This is a genomic window from Empedobacter sedimenti (genome assembly GCF_030005555.1).
GTDB lineage: Bacteria > Bacteroidota > Bacteroidia > Flavobacteriales > Weeksellaceae > Empedobacter > Empedobacter sedimenti.
In genome coordinates, this window is the sequence record NZ_JASCQG010000002.1 from 127870 (window position 1) to 142104 (window position 14235).

At 32.4% G+C, this 14235-nt stretch carries 16 protein-coding genes; 6 read left to right on the plus strand and 10 right to left on the minus strand.

The features are described from left to right. Positions 1-57: 57 nt before the first annotated feature. The 6 genes from QHG34_RS02880 to QHG34_RS02905 form a co-directional block, all read right to left on the minus strand. The gene (locus QHG34_RS02880) at positions 58-1203 is read right to left on the minus strand and encodes a DUF6620 family protein (RefSeq protein ID WP_282628645.1); all 1146 of its coding nucleotides are present in this window, start codon (positions 1201-1203) and stop codon (positions 58-60) included. Positions 1204-1230: 27 nt separating this feature from the next. Then, a complete protein-coding gene (locus QHG34_RS02885; RefSeq protein ID WP_282628646.1) occupies positions 1231-2235 on the minus strand; it encodes a hypothetical protein in 1005 nt (334 codons plus the stop codon). After that, positions 2235-2483 (minus strand): hypothetical protein, encoded by a 249-nt coding sequence (locus QHG34_RS02890; protein ID WP_282628647.1) that lies wholly within the window; start codon positions 2481-2483, stop codon positions 2235-2237. The genes QHG34_RS02885 and QHG34_RS02890 overlap by 1 nt, the downstream gene beginning before the upstream one ends. A gap of 6 nt (positions 2484-2489) precedes the next feature. After that, positions 2490-2690: a hypothetical protein gene (locus QHG34_RS02895; RefSeq protein ID WP_282628648.1), complete on the minus strand. Its 201-nt coding sequence runs from the start codon at positions 2688-2690 to the stop codon at positions 2490-2492. 118 nt (positions 2691-2808) lie between these two features. After that, positions 2809-3891 carry a hypothetical protein gene (locus QHG34_RS02900; RefSeq protein ID WP_282628650.1) on the minus strand — a complete coding sequence of 361 codons (1083 nt, stop codon included), beginning with the start codon at positions 3889-3891 and terminating at the stop codon, positions 2809-2811. A gap of 22 nt (positions 3892-3913) precedes the next feature. After that, a complete protein-coding gene (locus tag QHG34_RS02905; RefSeq protein WP_282628847.1) occupies positions 3914-5020 on the minus strand; it encodes an SPFH domain-containing protein in 1107 nt (368 codons plus the stop codon). A 163-nt stretch (positions 5021-5183) separates the two neighbouring features. Here QHG34_RS02905 and QHG34_RS02910 point away from each other — a divergent pair, with 163 nt between their 5' ends. The 6 genes from QHG34_RS02910 to purD all read left to right on the plus strand — a co-directional run bounded on the left by QHG34_RS02910 (position 5184) and on the right by purD (position 11520). Then, positions 5184-6863, plus strand: a complete 1680-nt coding sequence (locus tag QHG34_RS02910) for an AAA family ATPase (protein WP_282628651.1) — start codon at positions 5184-5186, stop codon at positions 6861-6863. 128 nt (positions 6864-6991) lie between these two features. Continuing rightward, entirely contained in the window at positions 6992-7492 is a 501-nt protein-coding gene (locus tag QHG34_RS02915; protein ID WP_282628652.1) for an FKBP-type peptidyl-prolyl cis-trans isomerase, read from the plus strand. A gap of 159 nt (positions 7493-7651) precedes the next feature. Beyond that, on the plus strand, positions 7652-8212 hold the full coding sequence (gene purN / locus QHG34_RS02920) for a phosphoribosylglycinamide formyltransferase (RefSeq protein ID WP_219034718.1): 561 nt from the start codon (positions 7652-7654) through the stop codon (positions 8210-8212). Between the two features lie 88 nt (positions 8213-8300). Then, entirely contained in the window at positions 8301-9812 is a 1512-nt protein-coding gene (purH, locus tag QHG34_RS02925) for a bifunctional phosphoribosylaminoimidazolecarboxamide formyltransferase/IMP cyclohydrolase (RefSeq protein ID WP_282628653.1), read from the plus strand. 57 nt (positions 9813-9869) lie between these two features. Next, positions 9870-10241, plus strand: coding sequence for a four helix bundle protein (locus QHG34_RS02930; protein WP_282628654.1), 372 nt, complete (start codon positions 9870-9872; stop codon positions 10239-10241). Next, positions 10228-11520, plus strand: a complete 1293-nt coding sequence (purD, locus tag QHG34_RS02935) for a phosphoribosylamine--glycine ligase (protein WP_282628655.1) — start codon at positions 10228-10230, stop codon at positions 11518-11520. Before QHG34_RS02930 ends, purD begins: the two co-directional genes overlap by 14 nt. Positions 11521-11577: 57 nt before the next feature. Here the strand turns inward: purD and QHG34_RS02940 are convergent, their stop codons facing one another. Genes QHG34_RS02940 through QHG34_RS02955 form a run of 4 tightly spaced genes read right to left on the minus strand, consistent with a single transcriptional unit; the run spans position 11578 to position 14108 of the window. Further along, complete coding sequence (locus tag QHG34_RS02940) at positions 11578-11964, minus strand: hypothetical protein (protein ID WP_180904866.1); 387 nt, start codon at positions 11962-11964, stop codon at positions 11578-11580. Beyond that, complete coding sequence (locus QHG34_RS02945) at positions 11964-12185, minus strand: VF530 family protein (protein WP_282628656.1); 222 nt, start codon at positions 12183-12185, stop codon at positions 11964-11966. Before QHG34_RS02945 ends, QHG34_RS02940 begins: the two co-directional genes overlap by 1 nt. A 28-nt stretch (positions 12186-12213) precedes the next feature. Continuing rightward, complete coding sequence (locus QHG34_RS02950; protein ID WP_282628657.1) at positions 12214-13098, minus strand: hypothetical protein; 885 nt, start codon at positions 13096-13098, stop codon at positions 12214-12216. Between the two features lie 59 nt (positions 13099-13157). Continuing rightward, complete coding sequence (locus tag QHG34_RS02955; RefSeq protein ID WP_282628658.1) at positions 13158-14108, minus strand: ADP-ribosylglycohydrolase family protein; 951 nt, start codon at positions 14106-14108, stop codon at positions 13158-13160. Positions 14109-14235: the final 127 nt, after the last annotated feature.

Sequence of the window (14235 nt, forward strand, 5' to 3'; positions counted from 1 at the left end):
TAGTTTAAAAAAGCCGGATAAGATTTCTTATCCGGTTTTTTTGTTTTAGGTAGAATATTAAAACTCAATATCATCAGCGATAGTTCCGCCCATTTCGTTTTGAAATTTCTTTAAGTATTCGTCTTTCTTCTCGAATTGGTATGTAATCATCGTCGAATAATTTCCTGATCGTGTCCAATCTATAGCTTGAGCTTGGAAATCAACAATCCCAATTCCGTATTTATCCAGAATATATTGCGCGCCATCTTTTCCAACTTCTATTGCAGCATCTCTTTCGGCAGCTAAATCATAGAAGAAATGTTCGTCTGTTTTCAAACGTTCTAAGTTTGGATTTGAAGCTGTATCAGCAGCAAAATTTCCGTTACTTCCTAATGTTGGGTGCTCGTCAATTTTTGTAAAATATTGGCTGTACAACGTCATCACAGTCATTTCTGTATCTTGTTCCATACGTTGATTCCAAATTAATCCAGCTTCGTCCCATTGCGGTTTATCAACTCCCAAAGCTTTCAAAACCTCAGTTTCAGGTACATTAGAACCAATTTTCACAACTCCTGCAGCATAATCGTACAAAGAAATTCCATGAATCGGCTCTAACAAAGGATTGTCTTTTGAATCTTCAAGCACTTTTGCATCATGTTGTTGATACATTTGTTCTATTCCAATGTCCGAATTTTTATCTTCATATTTCTGAACAAATTTTTCTAATTGATCATTAATACGATCATACAAAGCCATTTTATTGTTTTCAGCTCTGTCATATAACTCTTGTTGATTTGGGGCATCCGTTAAAAAGGCTTCTGCATATTTCTCAAAATCATTTTCGATGTTTTTTATTTTATCATCAAAATATGCAATAGCATGTTGTTGTAAAGAATCATCGCCTTCGTAAGGTCCCATTTTACGCACTTGCTCTTTATATTTTTCAAGATCGCTTTTCCAAATTGAAATTGCTTTTTCTACTTTTTGACGATTATTAGAATTCAAAGCATTGTAAAAATTCTTATAATTGTCTACATAATGCTCATCAATTTCTGGAATGATGTTACTATAATCGATGTAATCTTCAAAATAAATCGGTTCTGCTTGATAAGAACTTTGAACAGGTTCTTCTCCTGAATTTGATGATTGATTTGTATTACTTTCTTGTAAATTTTCAATTGCTTCTTCTGCTTTATTGAAAATGTTTTTTAATTTTCCGAACATAGTTTTGAGTTTTTTGTTATTGATTTTTTATTGTTTTAATGCTTGATAATAGGTTTCTAAATCAGTCAGAATTGTAGTTTTTTCTACAGCTTCTTTCATGAAATTCATACTGAGTAATTCTTTGTTTAAAAGTGTTTCAAAAGCAAGTTGATCTATTTTTTCTAAATCATTTATAGTCGAATTTTGATTGATAAATTTTGTTCCAAATTGATCGATAATGTTTTGATGAAATGCTGATTCTGTTTCCGTTTCATGCTGAAAAGTTTGTACAAAATCACTGATTTCCCTTTTATAAACTTCTTTGTAAGAATCGCTTAATTCTGGAATTAGATTCTTTTTGATAAAGAATTGTTGTCTTGCATGTTTTTCATTGTTCAAAAATTTTTCGAAAACTGAATTTCCTGGAATTGGATAATCTAAAATCCCCGTTTTTTCTGTTGCTATTGCTCTTACCAAATCAGGTAAAAGTGACATTCTTGTTGATGGAACAAATGTATTTTGTGTTTGACAAAACTCACATGTGATATAAGCAGAAACAAAATAGACTTTCTCGATTTTTAAATTTGCACCACATTGTGTACAACAGAAATTGTTCTTCGTGATTTCGTATTCGTCTAATAATTTCTTGAGTTTATCTTCTGAACTTTCAACTTTTACTTGACTAAAAATATTCCCCAAAATTGAATCAATTTTATCATCAAAAACATCTAATAAATGCGAAGCTTCGTATATTTTTGCATCGTGCGCATACATATAATCATGTGCTCTTACATCTTCATCAGAATAATGATACGAATATGATTTTTTCTCGATTTGCTCTTTAAAAACCTCTTTGGCTTTAACTTTTAAGGTGTCGTATTGCCCTGTAATTCCTGCTTTGAAATGAATAAATCGAATTTCATCTTGATCATTTATTTGTTGACCAGCTTCTATCGTTTCAGTTTCTAATTCTAAAGCACGTTGTTCCAATTTCAATAAAAAGTTCTTGAAACGGAGAATTAAGTTCTCTAATTCTACAAAATTATAGTCCATTATTTACCAGAATTATCAGTGGTTTTAAGATGTATTCCGTCGTCCAATTTTGTACTAATAAATTGGTGATTACAATACGCACATTTGGTAACGCCATCTTGTTTTGCACGACCAGCACCGCAATTCGGACAATTTATAGTAGCAAGTTTAGATTGATTGTTGAGGAAGTCGCCTCCAAGATTTGTTTGACTTTCTGCCTGAATTTTCAGTTTTTCAATCAATGATAATTTTGGCTTTTCATCGTTCATATCATTTTAGTTTGATACTTTTTCTTGCTGATTTTTTCCAATGAAATATAAAGCAGCACCAATAACAACGAACACAATCTTGATTCCCCACGCAACACCTTCGCCCCAATTGTAAATCCAAGCTAAAAGACGAGGAACGGCATTGAAAAAGTTTAATACGATTGCCAAAATTCCAAAAATAGCCATGTAAGTTCCGATAGTTTTCATAATATTTAGTTTTTAGTGGTTATAGTTTATGTATTACTTTTTAAGTGATTGTTTCACAAAGTTGTGAAATAATCACTCAAAAAAACTCACTATTTTTAGCTAAATATTGTTGATTTTGTCATCGCATAATCATTAGTATCAATACCACAATGATAAATGCTGCAAGTACTGCAAATACTATTTTTGTAGTGCTATAAGGTCTATCACCCGAAATGCTACCTGTCATTCCGTTGATGTAGAACGTGTAGTTTTTGTTATTGTATAAGAAAGAGCTGACATAAATTGGGACTAAAATATGTTTGAACGTTATTCGATCAAAATCAGTGTACATATCAGTAATTCGTTGTTCATCGCCTCCTATATGTCTTTTTACACTTTCTCCTTCGTAATTAATAAATATAGTTTTAGCTTGTTCGAAGCTATCTTTTAGATCAACTTGATATTTTTCGGTAATAAAACCTTCTAAATATTTGTCGTCTATTTTTACAATAGCTTTTGTATTCCAACCATGTTGTATATTGCTTAGAATATCGCGTCGAAGAGTCTTGTTACCAGAAACTAAAACGTCATCATAAAAGTTTTCAATATTACCTTGTGCAAAAGACCAATCAATTCGTCTTTCTCTTCTTCTTTTATCTCCACTACCAACTGTAACGTAATAAGCATCGCCACGTTCTCCTTTATAATTTGTGTGTGTTAAGGTATCAAAAGTCCAAAAAGGTAAATAAATTCCGTTTATGTTATCAGATTCTAAAATTGCTTTTTTGATGTTATCTGGTGCAAACCAAAAACCATTTACCCAATTTTTTAGAATATCATTTATTTTTGAATGATCAACTTTAAATGGTAATACGTAGCCAGGTTTTATGTAACGTTCTTCATGTATATTTTCTTCAACTAATGGCGATCCACAATATGGGCACATCATTGACCGAAGGTTTTCATCTACAGTTGGCGTAGCTTTACAATTATCACAAGTAATGACTTTTGTTGTATTAAATTCTTCTTTTTCGTAGGTTTTGATAAAGCTTTCAAAATCAATTTCATTTAATACAAAATCTTCTTGTGTAATCTCTTGCGTGCTGTTGCAATAGGTACATACAAGCAAATTCGTACCCGCTTTGTAAACCATTGGAGCTCCGCAGGATTTACAAGAAGTTGAAGCGGTATTATTTGCTTTATAATTTTCTTCGGTAGCCAAGTTTTCTTGTTTTAGTTGAGAATTATGCTTGTGGTAATGGAGGAGGAGTTTGACCAAATAATGAGGTTAATTCGCTCTGATTAGCAGCGTTTTCCCAATTTGCCATTCCTGCTTTCCACACTAATGTATCTTTTGTCAATTGTCCGTTAGCAATCATTTGCTTTAAAGTCATTAAGTCAAACGGACCAGTTTGTTGACCATTATTTGCAACAAAAAATGAAACCGAAGTTGGTGTAATTGGAGGAGGAGTTTGATTTTGGCTTGATTGATTATTATTTTGAGCAAAACCTTGCGAAAACTGATTTACCATTGCAAAACCTGCACCCATTCCAACGCCAGCGCCAGCCAATCCAGATGGATTATTTGCAGCAGCTTCCATTGCTTTTGCAGCTTTTAATTGAGCAAATTTGTTCAAATCTATTTTATCCAAACGACTTAATTCGAAGATTTCCTTCTTAATTTCTTCTGGCATTGATACATTTTCGATCAAAAATTTTGTTACATCAATTCCATATGCACCAAAATCATCTTTCATATAATTGAAAATTGCTTCGGATAATTCATTCAAATTCGCAGCATAATTTTCAATTGGTAGATTTGCTTCTCCAATAGAATCTGTAAATCGAGTAACAATCACGCTTCGCAATTGCTCATTGATTTGATCTGTTGTAAAAGAACCTGTTGTACCAACAATTTCTTTGATAAATTTCCCCGCATCCGAAACTTTAAAAGTATATGTTCCAAAAGATCTAACTTCAATCATTCCAAATCGTGGATCGTTTAGAATAATCGGATTTTTTGTTCCCCAACGTTGATCCAGAAAAGTTTTTGTACTAACAAAATAAACTTCAGCTTTAAAAGGACTATCAAAACCATATTTCCAACCTTGTAAAGTCGATAAAATAGGAAGATTTTGAGTGTTTAAGGTATAAGTTCCAGGTGAAAAAACGTCTGCCAATTGTCCTTCGTTAATAAAAACAGCTAATTGCCCTTCGCGAACAACCAATTTTGCATTATTTTTTATTTCGTTTTGATAACGTTCAAAACGATGAACGATTGTATTTTGATTATTATCTAAAAACTCGATAATATCGATAAATTCACCTTTTATTTTTTTGAAAAAATCCATCATTTGTATTGATTTAGCTTGATTAAGTTGAGAATCTAAAGTATAAAAAAATAATTAATATTTACATCATTTTTTTAATGACTCAAAATATATCATTTCCTTACTTCATTCAATCTTTGTATCTTTGCATTTCATTCAAAAACTCCAAATTCACTCATAAGTTATGCAACAATCTAAGGCTTTGGCAATTCTAAAATCTGGTCGAAATGTATTTTTAACAGGTTCTGCGGGTGCCGGAAAAACTTATGTGTTAAATCAATACATTCAGTATCTTAAACAACACGGCATTCCTGTTGCTATAACAGCTTCTACGGGAATTGCAGCCACGCATATGAATGGTCAAACGATACATTCTTGGGCTGGAATTGGAATAAAAGATTATGTTTCAGATCGATACTTAGCTTCGCTTCGGGACAAGAAATATTTCAGAGATAAGATGGACAAAGTTAAAGTCTTGATTATTGATGAAATCTCGATGTTGCACAGAAATCAGTTGGATGCAGTTGATTATGTATTGAAATTTTTCAAACAAAATGATGAACCTTTTGGAGGTGTTCAAGTCATTTTTTCGGGAGATTTTTTTCAGTTGCCACCAATTGGTGAAGAATGGGAAGAATCGAAAGATAAATTTTGTTTTATGTCAGATGCTTGGGTGCAATCAAAAGTGCATATTTGCTATTTGACAGAGCAATATCGTCAACAAAATAATGCGTTGAATGATATTTTGAATGAAATTCGTTCGGGAAATATTTCGCAAAAAACGGTTGATTTATTAGAATCTCGAATCGAATATTTTCCAGATGAAATAGATTCGCAAACTCGTTTGTACACGCATAATATGGATGTGGATCGTATCAATAAAGGTCAATTGATTAATATTGATTCTTCTTCCAAAACTTTTGAAGCAAAAGTTGCGGGAAATCCAGCTTTGGTTGAGGTTCTTAAAAAATCTGTTTTAGCAGAAGAAATTTTAGAACTGAAAATTGGAGCGAAAGTAATGTTTGTTCGTAACAATTTCGAAGTTGGTTTTGTAAATGGAACGCTTGGAAATGTATCAGGTTATACCGAAAAAGATGAGCCAATTATCAAAACTTTGGATGGAGAATTTTATGTTGCAAAACCAGAAACTTGGGCGATAGAAGACGAAAGCGGAAAAGCGTTGGCTTCATTCACACAAGTTCCGTTGCGTTTGGCTTGGGCGATTACAATTCACAAATCACAAGGAATGACGTTAGATTCTGCGTTTATAGATTTGTCGAAAGCATTCGAAAAAGGACAAGGGTATGTTGCGCTTTCGCGTTTGCGAGATTTAAATTCGTTGATGTTACATGGTCTTAATCAAACTGCTTTAGAAATCGATTCGCTGGCGATGAAGGCTGATAGACGTTTTCAGGTTTTATCGAATGAGGTGGATGATTTTTTAGACGAAAAAGAATTGCAAGATTCTTGGGCGGCTTTCATCAGATATTCTGGCGGAACATTGGATAAAAAGCAAATTGCGAAGAATATAGAAAAGAATAAAACCAAAGAAAAAGGTCAAAAAAAATCGACTTACGAAATCACATTAGAATATGTAAAAGAAGGGTTGACTTTGGATCAAATCGCAGAAAAAAGAGGTTTAACTACTTCAGCAATTGTCGATCATATTGGTAAAATCAAAGAAAGTGAGCCTGATTTGGATTATTCAAAATTTAAACCTTCTGATAAAATTATTGGTAAAGTTCGATTGGCTTATAGCGAAATCGAATTTGAAGAGAATAAAGTTTTAAAACCAATTTATGATTATTTCAATGGTGAAATCGGTTATGAAGACATCAAAAAAGCATTACTTTTTATTGATTAAATAAAAATTGTCAGTCCGAAAATTTAAATAACTGCCAAAATTGGTCAAATTATTCGAAAGGAATAATTGTTGTTAAAACATAAGTATTAAAAATGAACGCTTTTTTAAGCATCCATAACTTACAATTTATGTCAATAGAAAACAACAATGTAGTTGCAGTAAACTACTCATTACATACCATCGAAGCGAATGGTGAAAAAGTATTTGTAGAACAATCAAATGCAGAAGAGCCATTAACTTTTTTATTCGGAGCTGGAATGATGATTCCAAAATTTGAAGAAGAATTAAAAGGATTAACAGTTGGTGATAAAAAATCATTCGTAATTACTCCAGCAGAAGGATATGGTGAAAGAGTAGAAGAAGCTGTTGCTCAATTGCCTTTAGATATGTTCAAAGAATCTGGATTACCACCAGTTGGAGCGCTTTTACCTTTGACTGATGATGCAGGAAATCAATTCCGTGCTTCAGTTGTAGAGGTAACAGAAGAAGCTGTAATTGCAGATTTGAATCCTCCAATGGCAGGAAAAACATTAGAATTTGAAGTTGAAGTTTTAAATGTTCGTCCAGCAACTGAGGAAGAATTATCTCACGGACACGCACATGGAGTTGACGGAACACAAGGTCACTAAAAAATATTTTCAAAAGGCTATTTCGATAAGAGATAGCCTTTTTTGTTTTTGATTGTGAATAAATCATTAATAAATAGATTAAATCCAAGTTATATTTTTCGGCTTGCTTCAACTAAAATCTTATCTTTGTAAAACAAACAAGATTACTTACAAACAAACATGAAAATAGCTGTATTTGTTTCCGGTGGCGGAACAAATCTTCAAAATATTATTGATGCAGTTGAAGACGGAACGTTACCAAATGTCGAGATTTCGATGGTAATGGCAGACCGCGACTGTTATGCAATAGAACGATCGTTGGATAAAGATATCCGAACGTATGTCTTAGACCGAAAAACTTTTTCGGAAGATGCCGAACATAATTTAGAAGGAGAAGAAATCGACTTAATTGTTTTGGCAGGTTTTTTAACCATATTATCTCCAGAATTTACCTCGAAATGGGGCTCGAAAATGATTAATATTCATCCTGCATTATTACCAAAATTTGGTGGAAAAGGAATGTATGGAGCAAAGGTTCACAAAGCGGTTTTAGAAGCTGGTGAAAAAACATCAGGAGCAACCGTACATTTTGTGACGGCTGGTGTAGATGAAGGACAAATTATTTGTCAAGGGACTTTTGAAATCGAAGAAGGTGATGAAGTAGCAGATTTACAACGAAAAGTTGCTGAGGTAGAAAGTGAAATCTACATCAAGGCAATTAAGCAAATCAGCGAAGCATAAATATAAAATGCCTCAATGTCGTGTACATTGAGGTTTTTCATTTCCAATAAAATAGTAAACAAACAATAAACTTTAAAAACTAAACACAATGCAAAAACAAGCGCTAATCAGTGTTTCGGACAAGTCGAACTTGTTAGAATTTGCAAAATTCTTGGTTGAACAAGATTACAAAATCTTATCAACTGGAGGAACTTACAAACATTTACAAGACAATGGAATCGAAGTTACAGAAGTAAAAGATGTAACTGGTTTTCCTGAAATCTTAGATGGTCGCGTAAAATCTTTACATCCTGCAATTCATGGTGGTATCATGGCGCGTCGTTCGGACGAAAACCATATGGCAACGATTGCAGAACACGGAATTAACCCAATCGATATCGTTATTGTAAATCTTTATCCATTTTTCGAAAAGATGAATACAGGTCTTTCTGAAGCAGAAATGATTGAATTTATTGATATTGGAGGACCATCAATGTTACGTTCTTCTGCAAAGAATTTTTATGATGTAACGGTTGTAACGGATGTGAATGATTATGAAGTGGTGATGAATGAAATTCGTGAGAATGGTTCAACTTCTATCGAAACACGTAAATTATGTGCTGGTAAAGTGTTCAACTTAACTTCTGCTTACGATGCCGCGATTTCTACTTACATTTTAGGAGAAGATTTTCCTCAATTTTTAGAGTCTTCTTACGAGAAAGTGATGGATTTACGTTACGGAGAAAATCCACATCAAAAAGCGGCTTATTACGTTGATAAAACGAAAAATGGCGCAATGAAAGATTTCGAATATTTGCAAGGAAAAGAACTTTCTTTCAATAATATTCGTGATATGGATTTGGCTTATAAAGTAGTTTCAGAATTCGAAGAAACAACGTGTTGTGCTGTGAAACATTCAACGCCTTGTGGAGTGGCAATCGGAGATTCAACATTAATTGCTTATGAAAAAGCATACGAATGTGACCCAATGTCAATTTTTGGTGGAATTATCGCTTTCAATAGAGAAGTTGATGGAAAAACAGCGGTTGAATTAAATAAAATTTTCTTAGAAATTGTCATCGCGCCTTCATTTACAGAAGAAGCGTTAGAAATTTTCAAACAAAAGAAAAACTTACGTATCATCAAAGTGAAAAATCCTGTTTCGGATAAAGTAACTTATGTAAAAGTTGATGGTGGATTAATTGTTCAGTCTACAGATAATCAGTTTTCAACAGATCTTAAAGTTGTAACTGAAGCTCAACCAACAGATCGTCAAATGACAGATTTAGTTTTTGCTCAAAAAATTGTTAAATGGGTAAAATCTAACGCGATTGTTGTAGCGACGAATGGTCAAGCTTACGGAATCGGAGGTGGCCAAACAAACCGTATTTGGGCTGCTCAACAAGCGATTGCACGTGCAAAAGAAAAAGTGGAAGAAGATTTAGTTTTAGCTTCAGATGCATTTTTCCCTTTCCGTGATGTAGCAGATTTTGCTGCTGAAAATGGAATTAAAGCAATTATTCAACCAGGTGGATCAATTAAAGATCAAGAATCTATTGATGCGTGTAACGAACGCGAAATTCCGATGGTTTTCACAGGAATGAGACATTTTATGCACTAAAATTCGATATGCGATATTCGTTTTGCGATGTTGGAATTTAAGATTAACTTAATGTAAATGAGAAGTTATAGAAATTTAGACATATGGCAAAAAAGTTTGGAAATTTTAAGACTGGTTTATAATCTTTCTAATAAATTTCCAGAATCAGAAAAGTATGGATTAACTGTTCAAATAAAAAGAGCAGTTGTTTCAATTCTTTCAAATATCGCAGAAGGTTCTGGAAGAAATTCAAATCAGCAAATGATTAATTTTCTATCTATTTCAAAAGGTTCTGCTTTTGAAGTTGAAGCTCAATTAATAATAGCTTTTGAGTTGAATTATATAACAGAATCAGAATTAAATGAAGCTTTAGAATTAATTGATCATTATTGTAGAATGAATCAAAATTTTCAAAACTATTTAACAAAGAAAAACAATGGAACAAAATAATAGCGCAAACCGCGAATCGCAAACCGCGAATCGCATCTTAGTAATCGGTTCAGGTGGTCGCGAACACGCAATCGGATGGAAATTTGCTGAGGACTTCAAACAAAAAGGTCAAGAAGCAGAATTATTCTTTATTCCAGGAAATGCAGGAACAGCGCAAATTGGAACTAATGTTTCGGTTTCTTCGATTGAAGAAATGAAAAATTACGCGAAAGAAAATCAAATCGATTTAACTTTTGTTGGACCAGAAGCTGAGTTATCAGAAGGTATCGTTGATATTTTTCAGAAAGAGAATTTAAACGTTTTCGGACCTCATAAAGCTGCTGCGCAATTGGAAGCTTCTAAAGCTTTTGCGAAGGATTTTATGGATAAATACGGTGTGAAAACAGCAAAATATAAGAATTTTCAAGGACCAATGTTGGCGATTGATTATTTGAAAACACAAGAGTATCCAATTGTAGTGAAAGCCTCTGGTTTAGCGGCTGGAAAAGGAGTGATTATCTGCCAAGATTTCGAAGAAGCGAAGCAAGCTGTTTTGGATATCATGGAAGATAAAACCTTTGGAGATGCAGGAAACGAAGTGGTTATCGAAGAATATTTAGAAGGTTTTGAAGCTTCTATTTTGTCTTTCTTTAACGGGAAAAAAATCGTTCCATTTGTTTCGGCAAAAGATCACAAGAAAATTGGAGAAGGAGAAACTGGTTTAAATACTGGTGGAATGGGCGTTATCGCTCCAAATCCATTGTTTACAGACGAGCATTTCAAAATGTTCGAAGAAGAGATTATGGAGCCAACAAAATGTGGTTTAATCAAGGAAGGATTAGAATTTGCAGGTGTTATTTTCTTTGGATTAATGATTACGACAAAAGGAGTTTATTTGTTGGAATATAACCTAAGAATGGGCGATCCAGAAACGCAAACAACTTTACCTTTGTTAGAAAATGATTTGGCTGAGGTTGTAAATAAAGCAATCAAAGGAGAAGATTTTGATTTGACTTTCAAAAATCAACATGCGTGTTGTGTGGTTATGGTTTCGGGAGGATATCCAGGAAATTACGACAAAGGTTTTGAGATTCGTGGTTTAGAAAATGTAACTTGTCCTAATTTTATTGCAGGTGCAAAATTATCAGGAGAACAAATTTTGACTTCTGGTGGACGTGTAATCAACATAGTTGGATTAGGAAATACATTAGAAGAAGCGCGTGAAACAGCTTACGAAAACATCAAGAAAGTACATTTTGATTACGAATATTATCGAAATGATATTGGAGTAATTCAATAAAAAATACAGTTTATATTATTAAAAAATGCGTTTCATTTGAAACGCATTTTTTTTAATTTATTCTGAAAATTCGACGTGATAAACATCGCTTTTATTTCGATTTATTTTTCGGTATTCAAAGCCTCCAGCTTGCGGAATAATTTCGACCAAATCAAATGATTGACAACTTTTTGGCAAACCATTGAAAATTAATGTGAAATGAAGAGACGAACCTTCTTCGATATACGTCCAATTTGGATACATCGTAATTCCGTCTGCAAAAACCAATTGACAACGTTTTCCTGATTGATTATCAATAATAAAAGTAGAAGGCCAAATACGTGCAGCATTTGCATATTCGTCGGCTGTCATACAACAATGTATAATAACTTGACTTTCTTCTTCGATATTGGTTAAAAGCTCAGAATCAATAAAAATCTTTTCTTCAAGAATGGTTGCACTCATTATTTTGCAATTTTTTTGATGTACAATTCTTCTACTTTTGTACGCGCCCAATCTGTTTTTCGAAGAAATTTTAGCGACGATTTCAAACTTGGATTATCATTAAAACATTTGATGTTAATTTGATTTCCTAAACCTTCCCAACCGCCATAATAAATCACTAATTCTTCGATAATATCGTCTAAACGTTTTCCGTGTAATGGATTATTTTTTTGACTTTCCATTCAGCAAATTTACGAAAATGTTCAATTACTATTTTAAAATAAATTCTTTTATTACACTCTTAGATGTACCATCTACATCAACAACTTTTGTGTTTTTTGAGTACAAGAGAATGCCAGAATTGTGTAAAACTTGTTCTAAAGAAACCCAAACATTCATATCTTTTAGTGTATCATCTTTTTTCTTTGTTATGATTTTTTTGATATCATTTAAAAATTTTTCTTCATCAACATATTGATCCATTCTTAGCGAATAGGTTTCATCTTCTTCGTCATATTGATTTAGTTTATACGTTTGTTTTAACTGAATAGGTGTATTTGTAAATGGATTCGTATACTCTATTTCATTTATTATAGGCGTTGTTGTAAATTGATAACTATAGAATTGATGAAATTGATTTAAATCTTGCAACAAAAATGTATTAAAATATTCATCATTATCAATGAATTGGAAAAAAAGTTTTTTTTCATTTTCACTTAAATTTAAATCCTTTGTTGCAATATTCATTAGTCTTGTATAGTACTTTTTTACTTCATCCTGGTTAGTGATTTCCTGAATTGCTCCTAACTCATTTGTTTTATACAAGATTTTATAGTCGCCGAGATCTTTAAAATGTTCTTCAATAATTTTTATTATTTCAGGATTCTCAGTTGGCATATTAATTTTAGTTTTCCATTCCACTGTATAAGAATTTTCAGTAGAATCAATAATAGTTAATTTTAAATCATAACTAGTTGTTTTCCGATTGATAGTATCATATCTTTTAAAATCGTATTTAGTTTCAGTAACCTCATATTCATATACAGCACCTTTATTCCAATATGGTATAACGTTTACAAGATTCTCGCCTTTGTTATATTGTGCTTTAGAAAAAGAAGAGATTAAAAGTAAAGTATAAAGTAAAAAATGTTTCATTAAGTAGTGTTATTTTACAAAAATATAGGATAATTATAAAACAAAAAAGAATTGATTACTCAATTCTCTTTTTCATATTTTTCATTCAATCTATTCGCTAAATTTAAAATATCTTCTTTCCTTGCCAATTGATTTATCCAATGTTCTGGAATAGTTTTTACGTCATAAAAAATACCCGCAATTCCACCTGCTATACATGCAATTGTATCCGTGTCTTCGCCAAGGTTTACAGCTTTTAGAATACATTCTTCGTATGTATTTGAGTGTAGTAAACACCAAATTGCAGCTTCTAAAGAATCAATAACATAACCAGAAGATTTGATTTCGTTTTCAGACAAGTCAAGTAGACTTCCGTTTAAAATTCTTTCAAAAAAGATTGATTCTGTTTGATATTCAGTATTTTCTTCTAAATATATTTTTAACCAAAAATTGGTATTTAAGTAGGCTTCTTCAATAGTTTCAGCTTCCAAAATATTCAATGCAAACTCAATATAATAGATACATGCTAATACCGAACGGCTGTGTGCATGCGTAATTGAAGAAACTTGTTTTACAATTTCGCAACGATCTTCAATCGATAAATCTTTTGCGTATACAGCCAATGGTAAAATACGCATTAACGATCCGTTACCATTATCTCTTTCAGCTGTAGAACCCGCTTCTGTAGGATGTTTAACAACTCGTAAACGATTAATTGCTTTTCTAGTTGCAATTCCTACATCAAAAACTTCTCCGTCCGCAGTCCAATAACCTTCGTGCATCCATTTCTGAAAATTTTCAGCAATATCATTTACATCATATCCCTCTACCAACGATTCTGCTAAACAAAACATCATCGAACTATCATCAGAAAAAGTACCAGCAGGTTTATCATAAGTTCCGAAACCCATAATATCTGTTACTGGATTTGTTTTTAAATGTTGCCTACTTTTAAACTCAACAGGGACTCCTAATGCATCACCAACAGAAGCACCAATCAGTATGTTTTTTGAAAAATTTTTACTACTCATTAACCAATTTTTATGAGTTGAAAATAATGTATTTGTTTGAATTATTTTATTTTATGTTTAAAAATTTTGGATAGATTGTCAGATTTTTTATTCATTTTGGAAAGAATTATGAAAAAATGTCAGCTTC

What these genes read in the sequence shown, in the direction of transcription:
- QHG34_RS02880 (WP_282628645.1), bottom strand. Translation starts at nt 1,203, where the DNA reads ATGTTCGGAAAATTAAAAAACATTTTCAATAAAGCAGAAGAAGCAATT.
- QHG34_RS02885 (WP_282628646.1), bottom strand. Translation starts at nt 2,235, where the DNA reads ATGGACTATAATTTTGTAGAATTAGAGAACTTAATTCTCCGTTTCAAG.
- QHG34_RS02890 (WP_282628647.1), bottom strand. Translation starts at nt 2,483, where the DNA reads ATGAACGATGAAAAGCCAAAATTATCATTGATTGAAAAACTGAAAATT.
- QHG34_RS02895 (WP_282628648.1), bottom strand. Translation starts at nt 2,690, where the DNA reads ATGAAAACTATCGGAACTTACATGGCTATTTTTGGAATTTTGGCAATC.
- QHG34_RS02905 (WP_282628847.1), bottom strand. Translation starts at nt 5,020, where the DNA reads ATGGATTTTTTCAAAAAAATAAAAGGTGAATTTATCGATATTATCGAG.
- QHG34_RS02910 (WP_282628651.1), top strand. Translation starts at nt 5,184, where the DNA reads ATGCAACAATCTAAGGCTTTGGCAATTCTAAAATCTGGTCGAAATGTA.
- QHG34_RS02915 (WP_282628652.1), top strand. Translation starts at nt 6,992, where the DNA reads ATGTCAATAGAAAACAACAATGTAGTTGCAGTAAACTACTCATTACAT.
- purN (WP_219034718.1), top strand. Translation starts at nt 7,652, where the DNA reads ATGAAAATAGCTGTATTTGTTTCCGGTGGCGGAACAAATCTTCAAAAT.
- purH (WP_282628653.1), top strand. Translation starts at nt 8,301, where the DNA reads ATGCAAAAACAAGCGCTAATCAGTGTTTCGGACAAGTCGAACTTGTTA.
- QHG34_RS02930 (WP_282628654.1), top strand. Translation starts at nt 9,870, where the DNA reads ATGAGAAGTTATAGAAATTTAGACATATGGCAAAAAAGTTTGGAAATT.
- purD (WP_282628655.1), top strand. Translation starts at nt 10,228, where the DNA reads ATGGAACAAAATAATAGCGCAAACCGCGAATCGCAAACCGCGAATCGC.
- QHG34_RS02940 (WP_180904866.1), bottom strand. Translation starts at nt 11,964, where the DNA reads ATGAGTGCAACCATTCTTGAAGAAAAGATTTTTATTGATTCTGAGCTT.
- QHG34_RS02945 (WP_282628656.1), bottom strand. Translation starts at nt 12,185, where the DNA reads ATGGAAAGTCAAAAAAATAATCCATTACACGGAAAACGTTTAGACGAT.
- QHG34_RS02950 (WP_282628657.1), bottom strand. Translation starts at nt 13,098, where the DNA reads ATGAAACATTTTTTACTTTATACTTTACTTTTAATCTCTTCTTTTTCT.
- QHG34_RS02955 (WP_282628658.1), bottom strand. Translation starts at nt 14,108, where the DNA reads ATGAGTAGTAAAAATTTTTCAAAAAACATACTGATTGGTGCTTCTGTT.